Origin of the sequence: Streptomyces sp. NPDC048171 (assembly GCF_043202655.1) — a bacterium.
Taxonomy (GTDB): Bacteria; Actinomycetota; Actinomycetes; order Streptomycetales; family Streptomycetaceae; genus Streptomyces.
Map to the genome: position 1 here is coordinate 372,705 of NZ_JBIDAU010000008.1, position 18,039 is coordinate 390,743.

The 18,039-nt window shown below is 71.9% G+C and carries 16 protein-coding genes; 5 read left to right on the forward strand and 11 right to left on the reverse strand.

All coding sequences use genetic code 11. The features are described 5' to 3' along the window. The first annotated feature begins 23 nt into the window (after positions 1 to 23). The gene (locus ACGF3J_RS24245) at positions 24 to 1,430 is read left to right on the forward strand and encodes a short-chain fatty acyl-CoA regulator family protein (RefSeq protein ID WP_393854755.1); all 1,407 of its coding nucleotides are present in this window, start codon (positions 24 to 26) and stop codon (positions 1,428 to 1,430) included. 182 nt (positions 1,431 to 1,612) lie between these two features. Further along, entirely contained in the window at positions 1,613 to 2,602 is a 990-nt protein-coding gene (locus ACGF3J_RS24250; protein WP_393854756.1) for a ferric reductase-like transmembrane domain-containing protein, read from the forward strand. 18 nt (positions 2,603 to 2,620) lie between these two features. Here the strand turns inward: ACGF3J_RS24250 and ACGF3J_RS24255 are convergent, their stop codons facing one another. Then, entirely contained in the window at positions 2,621 to 3,028 is a 408-nt protein-coding gene (locus tag ACGF3J_RS24255) for a VOC family protein (protein WP_393854757.1), read from the reverse strand. A gap of 147 nt (positions 3,029 to 3,175) precedes the next feature. Here ACGF3J_RS24255 and ACGF3J_RS24260 point away from each other — a divergent pair, with 147 nt between their 5' ends. Beyond that, the gene (locus ACGF3J_RS24260) at positions 3,176 to 4,198 is read left to right on the forward strand and encodes an ArsR/SmtB family transcription factor (RefSeq protein WP_393854758.1); all 1,023 of its coding nucleotides are present in this window, start codon (positions 3,176 to 3,178) and stop codon (positions 4,196 to 4,198) included. Between the two features lie 10 nt (positions 4,199 to 4,208). Here the strand turns inward: ACGF3J_RS24260 and ACGF3J_RS24265 are convergent, their stop codons facing one another. Next, on the reverse strand, positions 4,209 to 5,396 hold the full coding sequence (locus ACGF3J_RS24265) for a serine hydrolase domain-containing protein (RefSeq protein ID WP_393854759.1): 1,188 nt from the start codon (positions 5,394 to 5,396) through the stop codon (positions 4,209 to 4,211). Positions 5,397 to 5,584: 188 nt separating this feature from the next. On the opposite strand from ACGF3J_RS24265, the gene ACGF3J_RS24270 reads away from it, so the two are divergent. Continuing rightward, the gene (locus ACGF3J_RS24270; protein ID WP_393854760.1) at positions 5,585 to 6,331 is read left to right on the forward strand and encodes a DUF1838 family protein; all 747 of its coding nucleotides are present in this window, start codon (positions 5,585 to 5,587) and stop codon (positions 6,329 to 6,331) included. A 118-nt stretch (positions 6,332 to 6,449) separates the two neighbouring features. Here the strand turns inward: ACGF3J_RS24270 and ACGF3J_RS24275 are convergent, their stop codons facing one another. From ACGF3J_RS24275 to ACGF3J_RS24305, 7 genes are all read right to left on the reverse strand, one after another. Then, the gene (locus tag ACGF3J_RS24275) at positions 6,450 to 7,448 is read right to left on the reverse strand and encodes an ester cyclase (protein WP_393854761.1); all 999 of its coding nucleotides are present in this window, start codon (positions 7,446 to 7,448) and stop codon (positions 6,450 to 6,452) included. Positions 7,449 to 7,517: 69 nt separating this feature from the next. Next, a complete protein-coding gene (locus ACGF3J_RS24280) occupies positions 7,518 to 8,870 on the reverse strand; it encodes an MFS transporter (RefSeq protein WP_393854762.1) in 1,353 nt (450 codons plus the stop codon). A 142-nt stretch (positions 8,871 to 9,012) separates the two neighbouring features. Further along, on the reverse strand, positions 9,013 to 9,798 hold the full coding sequence (locus ACGF3J_RS24285; RefSeq protein WP_393854763.1) for an HpcH/HpaI aldolase/citrate lyase family protein: 786 nt from the start codon (positions 9,796 to 9,798) through the stop codon (positions 9,013 to 9,015). Next, positions 9,795 to 10,589, reverse strand: coding sequence for an SDR family NAD(P)-dependent oxidoreductase (locus ACGF3J_RS24290; protein WP_393854764.1), 795 nt, complete (start codon positions 10,587 to 10,589; stop codon positions 9,795 to 9,797). Before ACGF3J_RS24290 ends, ACGF3J_RS24285 begins: the two co-directional genes overlap by 4 nt. Then, positions 10,586 to 11,896 carry a histidinol dehydrogenase gene (hisD, locus tag ACGF3J_RS24295; protein WP_393854765.1) on the reverse strand — a complete coding sequence of 437 codons (1,311 nt, stop codon included), beginning with the start codon at positions 11,894 to 11,896 and terminating at the stop codon, positions 10,586 to 10,588. Before hisD (ACGF3J_RS24295) ends, ACGF3J_RS24290 begins: the two co-directional genes overlap by 4 nt. 44 nt (positions 11,897 to 11,940) lie before the next feature. Then, positions 11,941 to 12,684, reverse strand: a complete 744-nt coding sequence (locus tag ACGF3J_RS24300; RefSeq protein ID WP_393854766.1) for an alpha/beta fold hydrolase — start codon at positions 12,682 to 12,684, stop codon at positions 11,941 to 11,943. Between the two features lie 5 nt (positions 12,685 to 12,689). Further along, entirely contained in the window at positions 12,690 to 13,829 is a 1,140-nt protein-coding gene (locus ACGF3J_RS24305; protein ID WP_393854767.1) for a cupin domain-containing protein, read from the reverse strand. A 200-nt stretch (positions 13,830 to 14,029) separates the two neighbouring features. Here ACGF3J_RS24305 and ACGF3J_RS24310 point away from each other — a divergent pair, with 200 nt between their 5' ends. After that, a complete protein-coding gene (locus ACGF3J_RS24310; RefSeq protein ID WP_393854768.1) occupies positions 14,030 to 15,049 on the forward strand; it encodes a LacI family DNA-binding transcriptional regulator in 1,020 nt (339 codons plus the stop codon). 4 nt (positions 15,050 to 15,053) lie between these two features. Here ACGF3J_RS24310 and ACGF3J_RS24315 read toward each other — a convergent pair whose 3' ends face one another. Continuing rightward, entirely contained in the window at positions 15,054 to 16,502 is a 1,449-nt protein-coding gene (locus ACGF3J_RS24315; protein WP_202558144.1) for an amino acid permease, read from the reverse strand. Positions 16,503 to 16,615: 113 nt separating this feature from the next. Beyond that, the gene (hisD, locus tag ACGF3J_RS24320; protein WP_352154618.1) at positions 16,616 to 17,977 is read right to left on the reverse strand and encodes a histidinol dehydrogenase; all 1,362 of its coding nucleotides are present in this window, start codon (positions 17,975 to 17,977) and stop codon (positions 16,616 to 16,618) included. Positions 17,978 to 18,039 lie beyond the last annotated feature (62 nt).

Sequence of the window (18,039 nt, forward strand, 5' to 3'; positions counted from 1 at the left end):
TTTCCCGGTGCGGAGGAGTGGCCGTGAGCAAGACCTATGCGGGGGCGCGGCTGCGGCGCCTGCGTGAGGACCGTCGGATGAGCCAGGCCGAGCTGGCCCGGGTGCTCGGCATCTCGCCGAGCTACCTCAACCAGATGGAGCACGACTCCCGCCCGCTCACGGTGCCGGTACTGCTGCGGCTGACCGAGGCGTTCGGCGTCGACCCGGGGTTCTTCTCCGCACGCGACACGACGCGCCTCGTCGCCGACCTGCGCGAGGCCCTGTCCACGGAGATCGCCGAATCCCGGGTCTCCGCCGCCGACCTGACCGACCTCGCGGCGCGAACCCCCGAAGTGGCCCGCGTCCTGCTCGACCTCGGCCGGCGCAACCAGCGGCTGTCCGAGCGGCTGGCCGGTGCCACGGACGGCCGGGCCGGAGAGTCGGCGGCCTCCTCACCCCACGAGGAGGTCCGGGACTTCTTCTACCGGCGCGAGAACTACCTGCACGACACCGACCTCGCGGCCGAGGGCCTGGCGGCGGAGATCGGCGTCCGGCCCGGCGAGGTGATCGGCGCCCTCACCGCCCGGCTCGCCCAGGCCCACGGCGTCCACCTGGCCGCCGAGGCCGGCGACCGGCTCCACCACTACGACGAGGCGACCCGCACCCTGCACCTGTCGCCGCGCCTGCGCCCGGGACGGCGCGCCTTCCGCATGGCCACTCAGCTCGCCCTGCTGGAGCACGGGGACGCCCTCGACCGGCTCGCCGCCGAGGACTTCACGCCCGGCTCGGCACCGCACGCCCTGACCCGCATCGGCATCGCCAACTACTTCGCCGCCGCACTGATCCTGCCCTACGGCACCTTCCACGCCGCGGCCGAGGAGGCCCGCTACGACATCGACCTGCTCACCGACCACTACGGCGTCGGCTACGAGACGGTCTGCCACCGCCTGAGCACCCTCCAGCGGCCCCGGCTGCGCGGCGTACCGTTCTCCTTCGTCCGGGTCGACCGGGCCGGCAACATGTCCAAGCGGCAGTCGGCCACCGGCTTCCACTTCTCCCGGGCGGGCGGCACCTGCCCGCTGTGGAACGTCTACGAGTCGTTCGCCGCTCCCGGCCGCATCCACGTCCAGATCGCCGAGATGCCCGACGGACAGCGCTATCTGTGGACCGCCCGGGCGGTCACCCGCCACCGCGGCCGGTGGAACGAGGCCGGCAGGACGTACGCCATCGGCCTCGGCTGCGAGACCCGCCACGCCCACCGGCTCGTCTACTCGGACGGCCTCGACCTCGGCAACGCCGCCGCCGCGACCCCCATAGGCATGGGCTGCCGCGTCTGTGAGCGCCTCGACTGCTCCCAGCGGGCCGCGCCACCGCTGGGCCGAGGTCTGCTCATCGACCAGAACAGCAGCACCTTCGTGCCCTATCCGGTCACGAACGACGGTTCCCGCTGAGCGCTGAGCGCTGAGCGCTGAGCGCTGAGCGCTGAGCACCGCCGCCACCGCGCCTTTTCGGCCGCACATGCCCGGCGCACTGGCTTGATCGCGACTCGGTGCTCCGCCGTCCCGTCGGCCAGACTGATGGCCCCACGACACACGCGCACCGCCCTGGCGGTGGCGGCGCCCGGGAGGCCCTGATGCTGTCCGACGCGAGGCCCGGGGAAGACGGGCCGCCCGCCGCTGGGACCGGACGCGAGCGCCGCCCCGCCGACCGCCCCGCCCTCCGAGGTGATCTGAGGTCCGCGGTGCCCGACGCCACCGCCGCGGTGGTGGTCACCGCGGCCGTGTTCGCGTTCCTCTACGCACGCATGGGGTCGGGGGACTCGGCCACCGTCGCGGTCATGCCGTTCATGGACGACCCCGCCACCTACTGGATGTACCTGCTCAGCCAGGCGTTCGGCTGGTCCGGCCTGCTGTGGGCGTGGGGCACGGTGATGCTCGGACTGCTGCTGTCCGGACCGCGCCCCACCCGACTGCCCGTCTCCCGGCAGGTGCTGGAACGCTGGCACCGGACGACCAGCCTGACCACGATGGCCCTGATGTTCGCGCACGCGCTGATGTTCGCCGCCGAACTCGTGCGCTACGAGACGAAGGTGGGGTGGGCGGAGCGGCTCTGGGTCGCCTTCGCGGACAGCTTCGTGCCCGGCTGGTACGACTCCGGCACCGGCCGGATCGCCATTCCCGTCGGCCAGGCCGCCCTGTACCTGGCCGTCCCCCTGGGCCTGTTGTTCTACGTCCGGCACCATATCGGCGCGAACACCTGGCGGCGACTGCACCGGTTCGTCATCGTCGTGTACGTGCTGAGCGTCTGGCACACGCTGCTGTACGGGACCAACGTCTGGTACGGAGAGTGGCCGCGCACCGTGCTGTGGCTGCTGCAACTGCCCGTCGCGGCACTGCTGTTGCTCCGACTGCTGCGACCCGCCCGGCGCGCCGAGAGGCTGGGTGCGCCCGGGACGCACGAGGGCGCGTCCCGGGCGGGATGGACGACGCGAGCCGCTGGACGCGTCGTCGTCGCCGCCGTCGTCGTGGGTCTTCTGATCGTGGTGGTGTCCGGCCGCGACGGCGGACGGGACCGTCCGGCCGAACCACCGGCGACCGGCCCGCACGCCCCGGCGTCGGAGTGACCGCGACGACCGCCGGAATCAGCCCTGTGCCGCCGTCGGATCCATCCACATCACCTCCCAGGTGTGCCCGTCGAGGTCGTCGAAGGCGCGGCCGTACATGAAGCCGTGGTCCTGGGGCTCACCGGTGGCCGAGCCCCCCGCGGCCACCGCCTTCTCGACGAGCGCGTCGACCTCTTCCCGACCGGCGGCGCTCAGGGCGAGCAGCACTTCGCTGGACGACGTCGAGTCCACGATCCGCTTCTTGGTGAACTCCGCGTACTTGCGGTGGGTGTGCAGCATGACGTTGATGGTGTCGCTGAGGGGAATCGCGGCCGTCGTGTCGTCGCTGAAGTTGTCGTCGGCGGCGAAGCCCAACTCGGCGAAGAACTTCCTGGCCGCGTCGAGGTCGTTGGTGGCCAGGTTCACGAAGATCATCTGCTGGTGCACAGGGTGATGCCTTTCCTACGGCTGTGATGGTGGTCCCCGGAGCCTAGGAACCGAACGCCTGCCTGACGCGTTGATTCGATCAGGTTCGAATGCCGGTCTGCGACGAACCGTTCATCGGGGTTGAGAACGCACAGGGGGAGCGGACTCGTGATTCGCCTGCACATGCCCGCCGAGCGGCTGGCCGGTCTGCGCTGGGCCGTGTCACCCGTGGGGGAGTTGGCAGCCGCGCTGGTGGCCGTGTCCGAGGTCCGGAGACCTCCGCCCGCCCTCCGTCAGGTCGGGGCCCTGCTGTCCTCCGGCCGGCTGCCGACGCTCGCCGCCGTCTCCCGCGGATACACCGCCTACCTCCCGGAACTGCTCACGCCGGCCCCCCGTACCTTCCTGCCGTCGGTCGAGGACCAGTTGCACGCCGTCGCCACGACCCCGACGAGCACGGTGGAGACCCAGTTCACCGCCTTTTTGGCCGGGGGACAGGCGCGGGGCAGCCGCTGCCCCTGGCTGCGCGAAGGCCAGCTCGGACGCGCCGAGGAGCGGGTCCGGCCCGGGATCGAGGTGGGCGAGAGCGAACTGCGGGAGCGTCTGGCCCGCGAGTTGCACTGGCTGTGGTCGAAGGCGATGGCACCGCGCTGGTCCGAGACCACCGCGAGCTTCGAGGGCTTCGTGGAACGGCACGGCGCCGTCGCGGCCCGCGAAGGACTCGGCGGTGCCCTCGCGGCCCTGCACTCCTCCCTGCGCTGGCAGGACGGCGCACTACAGGTCACCTCGGCCTACGAGGGCGAGGTCGGCGGCACGCACCCCCTCACGCTCATCCCGAGCCTCTTCCTCGACCGGGTCGGCCTGCACGCCCCGCTGCGACGCGAGGAGGCCCAGCTCGCCATCCCCATGGGCGCCGCACGCCACCGGGGCCCGCGCATCGCCCCCGTCCTCGGCGCCACCCGGCTGGCGATCCTCCACAGCCTGACCGAACCGCGCACCACCACGGCGCTCGCCGCCCTGCACCACCTCGCCCCCGCGACGGTCTCCTTCCACCTGACCCGACTCCTCGCCGCCGACCTGGTGCACCGCACCCGCTCCGGCCGGCACGTCCACTACCGGCACACTCCCCGGGCCCGCGCCTTCCTCCGCCCGTCCCCGGAGACCGACCCGTCCGCCGGGTCGCCGCCGCCGTGACCCGAGGACGTCACCCGGCGCCGCCGGCGTCCCGCGTCAGCAGATCGGCGACCCGGGCGATCATCTGGCTCTCCGCACCGTCGCGGACCGTCGTCGGGTGGTACGCGAGGACGAAGCGGCGGCTCTGGTCGCTGGTGGAGAACGCGGCGTTCTTGTAGCCGTACGTCTCGCCGGTCTTGCCCCACAGGACGACGCCGTTGACCGCGGCCTGTTGCAGTCCGGTGCTGTAGCGGGCCGGGCTGCCGTCGAGCATGCGCACCTCGTCCGGGGGCAGGGTGAACATCAGCCGGAGCAGCCGGGGCGGCAGCAGTTCGCCCGAGAACAAGGCGGTGAGCAGCCGGTCCACGTCGTCCACCGTGGAGATCATGTCGCCCTCGCCCCGGGCCGACGACTGGTCGTACGCGGTGATGTCCCGCAGCCGGCCCTCCGCCGTCCTGAGGTACCCGTGCACATGCCGGCCACGGATGCGCCGCTCGTCTCCCGGCACGGCGGTGCGGGTCAGGCCCAGAGGGCGCAGGACGCGGGCCGCCACCGCCTCCCCGTACGGGCGGCCGGTCAGCGTGTCGACGATCAGGGCGGCCAGCACGTAGTTGATGCCGCGGTACTCCTGCCGCGTCCCCGGCGCGAACTTGAGCGGACCGCGCGTCGCCGTCGCCACCCACTCCCGCGGCGTCCAGTGGTCGAAGCGGTGCCGGAACACCTCCTCGGCCGTCTCCGGCTCCGGGATGCCGACGTGGTCGGGCAGCCCGCTGGTGTGGTTGAGCAGGTGCGCCACGGTGATCGCGCCGAACCGGTCCGGCAGGAGGCCCGGCAGGATCCGCCGCACCGGCGTGTCCAGCGTCAACCGGCGCTCCGCCACCAGCTGGAGGACGACCGTGGCGACGAAGACCTTGGTCACGCTGCCGACCCGGACCCTGTCACCCGCCCGCACCGGACGCCGGCTCCCGAGGTCGGCGAGGCCCGAGGTGCCGTGCCAGTGCCCGGCCGTGCCGCCGATCCGGAGCTGCGCCGCGGTCGACGCAGGCGCCGCGCGGTCGTCGATGACCGCCTGAAGAGCGGCGGGGTCCAAGGGCGGGAGCGGCGGCATCGGCGCGGCGCGGGCGCGATGCCCGGGCAGTGCCAGACCGGTGGCCAGCGCGGCGGTCCCGGCGACCGCCGCGTGCCCGAATGCCCTTCGTGACATGTGCGTTGAGGTCATGCCCCCACACTGCCGACCGGCCGGGCACGGAACATCGGGGAGACCCCCGAGCGACCCCTGACGTCACCCCGATCCCGGCCGGGTGTGGTCGGGGCCCGCTCCGCGTGAAGCTTTCTTTCTGGTCAATTCCGTTCCATGCCGGGGTGATCGGCGCCGCGTCACGGCGGTGATCGCGCAGAGTACTTCCCATGACGACACCCGCAGAACAGCTCCGCGCCCTTGCCCGCACCCGTGCCTCGCTGGACGGCGAGGAGGTCACCTACTGGTGGACCGGTGACGTGTACGCCTGGGGTCCCGAGGAGCCGTACGAGCGTCTCTTCGGCTTCGAGGGCGTCAACGTCGCCCGCCTCGTCCAGGACGCCGACGGAGGTCCGGACGCCTACCGTCTGCTCACCCGCGAGGCCGCCTTCTACCTCGACCCCGTCAGCCGCGAGATCCTGGAGACCTGGCGGGACCTGCCGGTCGTGCACGTCTGGAACGACCCGGCGAACCAGAAGTGGCGCCCCTTCCCCGTCCCGACGACCGAACTCGGCGGACAGGTCTGCTTCAGCCTGGAGATCCCGCTCGCCTACCCCTCGCCGCTGCCCGTGGCCCAGTACCCGGTCCACTCGGCCGGTGACACGTACCGGGCTCTGGAGCTGTTCCAGTTCTTCGCCGACCGCGCCGACCTGGCGGGCCCCGCGCCCAGTGTCCCGGCGACCATGTCGTGGTCCCGGATGTCCCCGTGGCTCCCGTGGATGGCCCGCGGACAGCGGCCCGGCGGCCTCACCTTCCACTGCCGGGGCCGCAAGCTCGGCGCGTACACGGAGGTTCCCGAGCGCACCCGCGCGTACATCGCCGGCCACCATCCGGAGTTCGCGCACGCCCCGGAGAAGTGGAGCGAGCCGAACGAGACGAGCTGGACCTACTTCCGCAAGCTCAATCCACCGCAGTAGCCGCCTACGACCCGCGGCTCCTGACCCGCTTCGAGGACGAGCTGGTGGCCGTGGACCACGACCACGTCGTCGGCGGCCCGGCACTCGAGTACCGGACCGCCGACGACAGGGGAGTGGCTCAGTAGATGTTGGCCTCCACCTGCGGGCCCTCCTCGCGTCCCGCGTCGATCTGCGCGCGGAGCGAGATCTCGTCGTAGACGCGGACCTCCTTCACGATGCGGCCGTCCTGGATCAGGAACTGCGACACCCCGAGTACCGTCACCGGCCGGCCGGTGAGGGGGCCGAAGGCGGCGGTGCCGCGGTAGGTGCCGTGCATGGTCCACAGGACGGCGACGCGCAGACCCGCGTAGCGCGGTGAGTGGTTGGTCTGGATGTCCCGGACGGCGAACCGCGCGTCGGGGAAGGGGCCGACCATGGCGAGGAGGTCGCTCTGGTAGCGCTCGGGGCGGATGACGGTACGGTCGCCGACCGTGTGCAGGAACAGGTCGCGGACCATGAAGTCGTCGACCCGGTGCAACTGGCGCCGCGTCCACACCTCGTCGATGAACCGCAGCACCATCTCGCACTCGGGACGGTACTGGTCCTGGCGGGCGCCGCTGACGCCTTCCAGCAGCACGTCCGTCGGCGGCTCGTCGAGCATGGAGCCGCTGAACCCCTGGAAGGTGAGCCGGCGCGCCGCCTCGGCGGGATCGAGGCCGCGCTGGAGGCAGTCGGCCAGCTCGTCGCGTACCACCCACTCCTCCACCATCCGGCCCCTGCGGTACAGGCAGTTGGCCACCGTGCGCTTGCGGATGCGGATGTTGCGGCCGTCCACCAGGTGTTCGTCGGCGGAGAAGACCAGGTGGGAGCTGAGGAAGGCGTCGTCGCCGCGCGCCTCCCAGACCACGTCCTCCGCCTGGCCGATGTGGCCCGGCGTGCTGCCCATGCGGATGGTGGTGCCCTCGATGACACCGTCACGGCCGACGACGGTGCCGAGGCTGGTGTGCACGATCGAGTCGGGCTCGTAGTTGTCGACGATGTGGGCGATGTCCCGGTCGACCCAGATGCGGTCGGTCACCTCGCGGATGAAGTCGTCCGGGTCCTTGTAGGGGAGGTATGCGACGGGGTCGAGAGGCATGGTGCTTTCCGTTCCTGTGAATCGATGACAACTGTGCGGTGGTGCGAGAATGCGTATGTACGGATTCGCTCAGGTGCGGACGGCGAACTTGTCCGCGCCCAGGTGGCTCCGGTACGTCTCCGTCATGAAGGCGCTCACCACGACCAGCGCCAGGAGGGCGCCCGCCGCCAGGTAGGCCCAGACGGCGTAGATGGTGTCGAAGGTGCTGACCAGCAGCGTCGCGACGAACGGCGTGATGCCCATGAAGATGGAGAACGAGCTGTTGTACGCGATGGCGCTCGCGCTGAACCTGGTCCGCGTGGAGAACAGCTCGGCCGCGCAGACGGTGACGATGCCGGTGAGGAAGAACTCCGGCACGATGTAGATGAGTTGACTGGCGACCGCGGCCCCGAACGTCCCCTCCTCGCCCACCCGGAAGGCGAGCGGGACCAGCACGATGCAGGCGATGGCACCCGTCACCAGCATCGGCTTGCGCCCGATCCGGTCGGACAGCATGCCGGCCAGCGGCAGGAGGGGGATGAGGACCGCGATGGAGATGGCGTTCGAGGCCAGGCCCATCCAGCGCGGCAGACCGAGCGTGTCGGTCAGGTATTGCGGATAGAAGGTGACCCAGCTGTACGACAGGATCGCGAGCATGATCGAGATCCCGCAGAAGACCAGGATCGGCCGCCACTGCGAACGCAGCGCCTCACGGACCGGCGACTTGACGACGTCCGCGCCTTCCGCCGTCGCGCGCACGAACTCCGGGGTCTCCTCGATGTGGCGACGCAGCCACACCCCGACCAGGCTGAGCGGGATCGCCAGCAGGAACGGCAGGCGCCACCCGTACGAGTCCAGGGCCTCGCCCTGGAACACCCAGCTGGTCAGCGCCGCCGTACCGGCGCCGGCGAGGGTGCCGACGAAGCAGCTGTTGGAGGCGTACGACGTGTAGTAGGCGCGGCGGTTCGGCTCCGCCCACTCCACGATGAAGGCGACGGCCCCCACGTACTCGCCGCCCGAGACCGCGCCCTGGACGACCCGGAGCAGCAGGAGCAGGAGTGGCGCACCGATGCCGATCTGCTGGTACGTGGGCAGCATGCCGATCAGGGCGGTGGTCACGCCCATGGCGACGATGGTCCACAACAGGGTCTTCTTGCGGCCGACCCGGTCGCCCCAGCGGCCCACGAGGGTGCCGCCGAGCGGGCGGAACAGGCAGGCGATGGCGATGATCGCGTAGGTGCCCAGCACCGCCACGGTCCGGTCACTCTCGGGGAAGAAGGCGGGGGCCATGATGGGGGCCATGTAGCCGTAGAGGCCGTAGTCGAACTGTTCGACGAAATTGCCGATGCTGCCCGCGCCGATGGCTCGGCGTATCGCGTGTCGCTTGTCCGTGTCGGACTGGGGAGAGCCGACTGCTGGGGAGGCCGGTGCTGCGGCGGACATGGCTTCTCCGATCGCGCAGGGGAGGGGGAGGGGGGGAAGGGGAGAGAGAGGGGGGTGGGGATGCAGGCTAGAGCGTGCATACGTATGAACTGCTGGTGAACACTAAGGATCCGTGCGGGGGGCGTCAAGGGTTCGCCCCTCGTCAGGCCGAGTCCCCGGTCGCGTCCGTCGTCCCGGGCGCGGTCAGGGAGCGCAGGGTGTCCATGAGTACGTGGGCCATGTTGTAGACGACGAGCTGCGCACCCCGCCGCTCGGCGGCCCGGGCGGCGTCGAGGCCCGGCACGATGGCCATGACGGCCCGCCCGTTGGCGCGCGTCGCGTCGTGCGCCCTCGAGATCAGGGCGTCGACCACGCCGGGGTCCGGAAAGCCGCAGTCGGCGGCGAGGTCGGCGGGGCCCACCAGGACCGCGTCCACCCCCTCGGTGCCGGCGATGGCGTCGGCGGCGTCGCAGGCACGGCGCGTCTCGGCCATCGCCACGACCAGGGTTTCGCGGGACGCGGCCACATGCTCGGCCGCGCCGACCGTGCCGAACCGGCCCGCTCTGCTGTATGTGGCGAAACCGCGCTCTCCCCACGGCGGGTAGTGGCTGGCGGCCACCGCACGCCGGGCGTCCTCGCGGCTGTCGACGTGCGGGTGGATCAGCCCGGCGGCGCCCAGGTCGAGGCAGCGCAGCGCGAGGGCCGGCTCGGCCGAGCCGACGCGGACCAGGACGTCCAACCCGTGGGCCGCCGCGGCCGTGAGGTGATGCTGGAGCAGCGTCAGGTCGGCCGGCCCGTGCTCGCAGTCGATGACGACGTAGTCGAGTCCGGCGACCCCCGCCATCTCCACCAGCGTCTCCGACGGGAGCCGCAGCAGGGCGCCCCGCAACCGCTCGCCGTCCGCCAGGCGCTGTTTGAGGCCGCGGCGGGGGATGCCGCGCGCCGTCACCGGGCCACCATCCCGGCCGAGAGGTCGATGTCGGCCCCGCAGAGACCGCCCATGCGCAGCATCGCGGTGACGGCCTCGCCGACCTCGTCCTCGGTCACCATCCGCCCCAGGGCGGAGCGGGCCACGAACGCCTGCTCGGCCTGGGCGGGGGAACTGCCCGTGCGCTCTGCCTCCAGCCTGAAGTTGCGTTCCATCCGGGGGCCGGAAACGGGCCCGGGAGACAGGGAGTTCACCATGACACCGTGCGGTCCCGCCTCAACGGCCAGGGTGGTGGTGAGCCCGATGACCGCCATCTTCGAGGCGCAGTAGGGAGTGCGCCGCGCCAGCGGGCGTTTGCCGGAGACCGAGGCGATGTTCACGATGTCGCCGGTGCCCCGCGCGGTCATGGCGGGCAGGAAGGCCCGGCACATCAGGAACACCCCGCGCACGTTCACGTGGAAGACCTCGTCCCACTCCCGCGGGTCGATCTCGGTGAGCGGTGCCACCGGTCCCGCCGTCCCGGCGTTGTTGACCAGGATCGAAATCTCCTCGTCGGCCAGGTCGTGGGCGAGTTCCGCGACCTGTTCGGGGCTGGAGACGTCGCAGACGCGGTGCGAGACGTCCGGGCCGAGACGGTCGGCGGTCTCCCCGAGCCTGGTCCCGTCGCGGCCCGTGATCACCACCCGTGCCCCGTCGGCGACCAGCCGCCGTGCGATGCTCCGGCCGAGGCCGCTGCCTCCCCCGGTGACCAGAGCGGTACGCCCGGCCAACGGCGCGGTGTGTCCGGCCGACGCTGCATTGCGGGTGCTCACGCGGCGCCCTCCTCGTTCCAGGGCAGCCCGCCCCGGCCGTACTTGGCGGCACGCACGTCGCCGGAGCGGGCGTGCCCCTCGAACAGTTCGACGCGCGCGGCCCGTCCGCACACCTCTCCCAGCAGCGCGGAGGACGCGGTGTCGGTGACCTCCTGGTAGGTGACCGTCTTGAGGTACTTGCCGACCCACAGGCCGCCCGTGTAGCGGGCCGCGCCGCGCGTGGGCAGGACGTGATTGGTGCCGATGACCTTGTCGCCGTAGGAGACACAGGTCCCCTCCCCGAGGAAGAGGGCGCCGTAGTCCCGCATCCTGTCCAGGGCCTGGCGCGGGTTCTCGGTCAGCACCTCCACGTGCTCACTCGCGTAGGAGTCGGCGATCCGGAAGGCGTCGTCGAGGCTGTCGGCGATCACGATCTCGCCGTGGTCGCGCCAGGCCGGTCCGGCGAAGTCCCGGGTGGGCAGGCCGGGCAGCAGGCGCTCGATGTGCCGCTCGGCCTCGCGGCCCAGCTCCTCGGACGTGGTGACCAGCACGGCGGGGGAGTCCGGGCCGTGCTCCGCCTGCGACAGCAGGTCGACGGCCACCACGAAGGGGTCCGCGTGCTCGTCGGCGATCACCAGGATCTCGGTGGGCCCGGCGAACAGGTCGATGCCGACCTCGCCGAACAACTGCCGCTTGGCCTCCGCCACGTACGCGTTGCCCGGCCCGGCGAGCATCGGCACGCGCTCGATGGTCTCGGTGCCCACGGCCAGAGCCGCGACGGCCTGGACGCCGCCCAGCAAGTGAATCTCGTCGGCGCCCGCCAAGTGCATGGCCGCGACCGTCGCGGCCGGGATCTCACCCCGGATCGGCGGGGTGCAGGCGGCGACCCGGGGGACGCCGGCCACCTTGGCGGTCACGATCGTCATGTGCGCCGACGCGGTCAGCGGGTAGCGCCCGCCGGGTACGTACGCGCCGGCGCCGGACACGGGGACGTGCCGGTGGCCGAGACGCACGCCGGGCAGCGTCTCGATCTCGACGTCGGCCAGCGCGTCACGCTGGGCCTGTGCGAACGTGCGGACCTGGTCCTGCACGAAGCGGATGTCGTCCAGGACCGTGTCGGGGACCTGGGAGACGATCCGGCGGATCTCGTCGGGGGAGAGGCGGAACGACTCGGGGCTCCAGTCGTCGAACTTCTCGGAGTACTGGCGTACCGCGTCGTCGCCGCGCTCGCGGATGTCGTCGAGGATGACGCGGACGCGCTCGGCGACGTCCGCCCGGGCCGCGGTCACACGTGCTGCCGGTACGGGGGACTTGAGGTGTCGGGGCATGGCGGCTCACTTCCAGTAGGTGCAGGGGTGGGGTGGCAGGTCGTTCAGGAGGGGGTGGCCACGGGGCCGTCCGGCGACGAGACGACGGCCGTGACCAGGTCGCGCAGCGCGGACGACACCGCGTCGGGCCGTTGCCACGGCACGAGGTGTCCCGCGTCCGGCAGCAGCGTCAGACCTGCTCCCGGAACGGTCCGCGCGATCGTCCGGTGGAAGGCGGGCGGGCACAGTGCGTCCTGTTCCCCGGCCAGGACCGTGGTGGGGCAGCGGACGGTCCGCAGGACGCCGGTCGCGTCCGTGCGGGTGGCCTGTGCGGCGAGTTGTGCGCGGGCGGCGGTGGCGCCCACCGCGTGCGCCATGGCCCGGTAGCGCCGCTTCGCCGCGGGGGTGGGGCTCCGGTCGGGGAACATGGCCGGCAGCGTCCGTTCGACGACGTCCGTGAACCGGCCGGCCAGGATCTGTTCGTCCATCTCCCGCCAGGCCGTGTACTGCCCGGGGCGCGGCGCACCCGGGTTGGTCGCCATCACGCACAGCCCCGCGACCCTCTCGGGCGCCCGGCGCAGGACCTCGAAGCCGACGATGGCCCCGAGGCTCAGCCCGACGAGGACGAACGGGCCGGTGACCGCGGAGAGCACGTCCTGGGCGAGCGCCCCGACGCCGTCCCGCCGCAGCGGGACGTGATGGACGGCGTGGCCTTGCGGAAATTCGACGTCGTCCCAGAGCCCGGTGTCGCAGAGCATGCCGGGCACGACGACCAGGGGCGGCGGACCGGCCGGGTCCTCGCTCGGCACGCCGGTCACCAGGGACGTGCGGAGCGGGGCAGCAGCGCGTAGGGGGCGACGTAGCCGTTGTGGTCGATGCCCAGGCCCGCGTCCGCCGCGCTCTTGACGACCTCGTCGTCCCACTCCAGGCGGACCCGCCCGTCACCGGAGTTGACCACGAGGAGGTCGCCCCGCTCGTCGCCCGCGTTGCGTACGGAGCGCCAGGCGTCCTGCGGGACGGAGAGCATGTCGCGCGGACCGAGGCGGACCGTGACGGGGTCGGTGCGGTTGAGGGTGACCTCCCACAGGCCGTCCTTCACGATCAGGGTCTGGGTCTCGTGCTGGCGGTGCGTCGAGACGCCCTGCCCGGGATCGGCACGGAGCCAGGCGGCGTTGTGGCCGTGCGGGTTGAAGACGCGGGGTTCCTGGTGCGGGTCCTCGGTCATGCCGTAGCCGATGACGCAGCTCAGCCGGGCTCCGCCACCGGGCAGGGTGCTGTCGAGGAAGGGCCGCTCGGAGAAGACCAGGTCGTCGGCGGCGGCGACGCGGCGCCTCATCTCGTCGGGGGTGTAGCGGCGGAGCCGGTCGATGTGCTCCCGGGCCATGGGGCTGACCAGCTCGGACTCCGCGGGGAGAGGGTCCCCGGCGACGGTGTCGACGAGTTCGTTGCCGGCGGTGAGGTACAGGCCGTGCTCGCTCGCCTCGCGCAGGACCGAGGGGCCCCAGATGATGCCGCCGGTGTCGTCCATGCCCAGCACGGTGAAGAGCCAGCCGTCGTCGGGGCCGGTGTTGGTGAATCCGCGGAAGATCCAGGTCGGGACGGACGCGATGTCGCCGGCCCGGAGCGTGAGTTCACCCTCGGTGCCGTCGACGCCCCAGCGCAGCAGGTACTCGCCCTCGGTGCAGACGAAGACCTCGGCCGTGTAGTGGAGGTGCAGGTTGTTGGTGATGCCGTGCGGCATGGCGGCGGCGCCGATGTTGTAGCCGTGCGGCAGCCGGAGGTTGACGTGCTGGCCGGCGGCCTGTGAGACGCCCGGCCCGATCATCGCGTAGTTCTCCTTGCGGTCGGAACCGGGCGTGCGGCAGTCGATGAACGCCTGGTCGCAGGAGACGAAGTCGCTGCGGCGCACCGTACGGCGGGCCAGCTCGTGAGGGGTGACGACTGCGTCGGGCATAACGGCTCCTTGCTTGTGTATACGTATGCATTCCATGACAGGCGCCGGTGGCCGTGATGTCAAGGGGGTGGGTCAAGGTCTTTGCGGGCGGATGTCGATGACCGGCTGCGGCGGGTGGGCCGGGTACGGCGCAGGGGCGACTGACTGCCGTGAGATCGACATACGTATATTGGGTAAGGGTGCGCCGTCGGGTGGCGGCGGTGGCGACGAGGAGAGAGCCGATGGGGATCACCAGTCACGACGTGGCCAGACTGGCCGGTGTCTCGCAGCCCACGGTCTCCCGGGCCCTGCGCGACGATCCCCGTGTCTCCGAGGCCACCCGCGAGAAGGTGCGACGCGCCGCCCAGGCGCTGAACTACGTGCCGAGCGAGGCCGGGCGCACCCTCTCCACGCGTGCCACCCGACGGGTGGGTGTCATCGTCACAGACCTGACCAACCCGTTCTACCCGCACGTGATCGCCCCGCTCCACGACGAACTGAGCAGCCTCGGCTACCGCATGATGCTGATCACGGAGCGGTCCGACGAGGCGGTCGCGGAGGAGAAGCTGCTGGACCAGTCGATGGACGGCGTCGTCCTCGCGACGGCCACCACCGACTCCCGCCTGCCCGCTCAGCTGGACCGTCGCGGCATGCCCTACGTCTTCCTCAACCGGGACACCGGCCGGGCCGGCGACTTCGCCTCCGTCGTCGACAACGAGGGCGGCGGGCGGCTCGTCGCCCGGGAACTCGTGGCCCTCGGGCACCGGCACATCGCGGGCGTCTTCGGCGCGGCGAACACCACCACGGGGCGCGAGCGCGAGCTGGGGTTCCGGCTGGCCCTCGCCGAGGCGGGCGTCGGACTGCCCGAGGACCGGGTGGTACGCGGGGCCTTCGAGTACGACACCGGGTACCGGGCGCTGCCCGCCCTGCTCGACGCGGACCGGGCGCCCACCGCCGTGTTCTGCGGCAACGACGTCGTGGCCATCGGGGTCCTGAACGCGGCCCTCGCCGCCGGGGTCAGGGTCCCCGACGACCTCACCGTCATCGGCTTCGACGATCTCCCGATGGCCGCGTGGGAGGCCTTCCGGCTCACCACCGTCCGGCACGACCTGCGGGAGCTGTCCCGCCAGGCCGCCCGGCTGCTGGTCCGGCGGATCGCCAAGGAGGTCGACCCGGCCGGTGAACGGCTGGTCCTGCCGACCGAGTTCGTGCCCCGCGCCACGCATGCCCGCGCCCGCTGATCCGTCAGCGCCCGCCGACCGCGTGCCGCGCCGCCGGCCCCGACTCCCGGACCGCCGACGCCGGGGCGTCCCCGTCGCCGCCCCTCGTGCGCCGCTGCCGCAGCACCCCCACGCCCACCAGGACCGCGGTCAGGCCCAGCGAGAGCCACAGCTCCAGCCGGTGTCCCGGCAGCACGGCCATGACCACCAGTACCCCGGCGATGAAGGCGACCGTGGCGAGCGTCAGGTAGGGGAATCCCCACATCCGCACCTCGGCCGGCTGCCCTCCCTTGCGCCGGTTCGCGTACTGGGTGAGGGCGATGACCATATACATGATCAGGGCGATGGCTCCGCTGGAGGCGATGAGGTAGGAGAAGACGTCCGGCAGCAGGTAGTTGGCGACGACCGCGGCCACCCCGACGACCGTGGAGGCCGCGACCGCGTTGCGGGGGACTCCCTGCCGTGAGGTGCGGGCGAAGAGCGCGGGGGCGTCGCCGCGCCCGGCCAGCGAGAACATCATGCGGGACGCGGTGTACACGGCCGAGTTGAGGCAGCTGCCCACGGCGACGACGAGGACGACGTCCATGATCCGCGCGGCGCCCGGGATGTTCATCCGGTCGAGAACGGCCTGGTAGGAGCCGGCCGCCAGATCGTCGGCGTTCCACGGGACCAGGCACACCACGATGAGGATCGAGCCGATGTAGAAGAGGCCGAGCCGCCAGACCACCGCGCGCACGGCCTTCCTGATGTTCTTGCGCGGTTCCTCGGACTCGGCGGCGGCGATGGTGACGATCTCGCTGCCCTGAAAGCTGAACATCGCGGTGAGCAGACCGGCGAGGACGGCCGTGCCGCCCTGCGGTGCGAAGCCACCGTGACTCCACAGGTTCGACACCCCGTGGGTGTCCGACCCCGGCAGCAGACCGAGTACGGCGAGCGCACCGAGAACCAGGAACGCGACGATCGCGACGACCTTCAACAGGGCGAACCAGTACTCGAACTCCCCGTAGTTGCGCACCGCGAGAAGATTGCTGCCCGCCAGCAACGCGATCACCACCAGCGCCGGGATCCAGCTGGGCACCGAGGTGAGACCCGCGACCACCTCACCGGCGGCGATGGCCTCGATGGGGATCACGAGGATGTAGAACCACCAGTACAGCCACCCGATCGAGAAGCCCGCCCAGCGGCCCAGCGCACGGTCGGCGTAGGTGGAGAAGGAACCGGTGTCGGGCTGGGCCACGGCCATCTCGCCCAGCATCTGCATGACCAGCACCACCAGCCCCGCGGCCAGCAGGAAGGAGACCAGGGCGGCCGGCCCGGCGGCGGTCACGGAGGCGGACGAGCCGACGAACAGGCCGGCGCCGATCACCCCGCCGATGGAGATCATGGTGATCTGGCGGCCCTTCAGGCCCTGGGTGAGAGCGGTGCCGCTCCCTGTTCCGGCGGGCGCCGGTGGCGCGGACGGGTGGTGTGGCATGGCAGAACCTCGGGTGGGGACAGGGCGCGTGGCCGGGCGTGGCGGGGAGGGGGGCTTCGGCACCGGAGAGGCGGTCGCGTGCCGCCGCATGCCGTGCGGCGGCACGCGAGGTGTCACAGCTGGTCGCGCAGTGCGGCCGGAACGTCGTCGAACGCGCCGGACTTCCGTCCGATCCGGTCGATGCGGAGCGTCGCCGTCGCACCGTGGGCCGCCAGCCCCTCGAAGGCCGAGACGCGCTCGACGGCCGGGGCCAGCGACGCGGTCCCCTCCTTCGAGGCACGCTGGTACGTCAGCGGCTTGAGGAACCGGGACACGGAGAGCCCCGCGTTGTAGCGGGCCGTCTTGCCGGTCGGCAGTACGTGGTTGGTGCCGGCGATGCCCTTGTCGGAGTAGGCGACCGTCGACCACGACCCGATGAACAGCGAGCCGTAGTTGGCCAGGTTCTCCAGGTAGTAGTCGTCGTCCTCGGTCTGGATCTCCAGGTGCTCGGGGGCGATCACGTCGGCCACCGCGACGGCGGCGGCCGGGTCGTCCACCACGACGACGGAGCCGAAGTCGCGCCACGCCGGGCCGGCGATGTCCCGGGTGGTCAGCGTCCCCAGCTGGCGCTCGACCTCCGCGATCACGGCGCGCCCCAGCTCGGCGGAGGTGGTGACCAGAGCGGCCGGTGAGTTGGGCCCGTGCTCGGCCTGTCCCAGCAGGTCCGCCGCGACCCACACCGGGTCGGCGCTGTCGTCCGCGATGACGGCGACCTCCGAGGGCCCTGCCAGCAGGTCGATGCCGACCCGGCCGAACAGCTGCCGCTTCGCCTCGGTGACGTACGCGTTCCCCGCGCCGACCAGCATGTCGACCGGTGCCTCACCGAGCAGCCCGAAGGCCATCGCGCCGAGCGCCTGGACGCCACCGAGCGCGAACACCCGGTCGGCGCGCGACAGGTAGGCACCGTACAGCACGGCGGGGTGCGCGCCGTGCTCGCCGGACGGGGGAGTGCAGGCGAGGACCGTGGGGACGCCGGCCGTCTTGGCCACGTTCACCGTCATGAAGGCGCTGGCGAGGAGGGGGAACCGGCCGGCGGGCAGGTAGGCGCCGACGCGGGAGACGGGAACGTAGCGCTGACCGCCGGCGACACCGGGAGCCACCTCGATCTCGAAATCCGTCAGGTGCTCGCGCTGCGCGGCGGCGAAACGGTGGGTGCGCTCGTAGCCCATCTCCAGCGCGGTACGGACGTCCGGGGGAAGCGCGTCCCCCGACTTCTTCAGCTCGGCGGCCTCGATCTCCAGGTCGCCGGACCAGCCGTCCAGCTCCTGGGCGTAGCCGCGTACCGCGTCCATGCCCTTGCGCTCGATCTCGCTCAGCATCTGCGAGACGCGCTCGACCACCGAGGGGTCGCGCTGGGCGGGCGGACCGTCCACGGACGGCTTCTTGAGCCACTGGAACGGGGGGAGGGACTGTGCTTCGTCGTGCGTGATCTGCATGGCAGGGACGCTAGACGGCACACTGCCACAGGACCAGAGGGGCGAATCCTGTCCGAAGTACA

Bases quoted from the DNA above. Each gene is read 5' to 3' on its own strand.
- ACGF3J_RS24265 (WP_393854759.1), bottom strand. From the start codon at position 5,396: ATGACCTCAACGCACATGTCACGAAGGGCATTCGGGCACGCGGCGGTC.
- ACGF3J_RS24305 (WP_393854767.1), bottom strand. From the start codon at position 13,829: ATGCCCGACGCAGTCGTCACCCCTCACGAGCTGGCCCGCCGTACGGTG.
- ACGF3J_RS24280 (WP_393854762.1), bottom strand. From the start codon at position 8,870: ATGTCCGCCGCAGCACCGGCCTCCCCAGCAGTCGGCTCTCCCCAGTCC.
- ACGF3J_RS24250 (WP_393854756.1), top strand. From the start codon at position 1,613: ATGCTGTCCGACGCGAGGCCCGGGGAAGACGGGCCGCCCGCCGCTGGG.
- ACGF3J_RS24275 (WP_393854761.1), bottom strand. From the start codon at position 7,448: ATGCCTCTCGACCCCGTCGCATACCTCCCCTACAAGGACCCGGACGAC.
- hisD (WP_393854765.1), bottom strand. From the start codon at position 11,896: ATGCCCCGACACCTCAAGTCCCCCGTACCGGCAGCACGTGTGACCGCG.
- hisD (WP_352154618.1), bottom strand. From the start codon at position 17,977: ATGCAGATCACGCACGACGAAGCACAGTCCCTCCCCCCGTTCCAGTGG.
- ACGF3J_RS24315 (WP_202558144.1), bottom strand. From the start codon at position 16,502: ATGCCACACCACCCGTCCGCGCCACCGGCGCCCGCCGGAACAGGGAGC.
- ACGF3J_RS24270 (WP_393854760.1), top strand. From the start codon at position 5,585: ATGACGACACCCGCAGAACAGCTCCGCGCCCTTGCCCGCACCCGTGCC.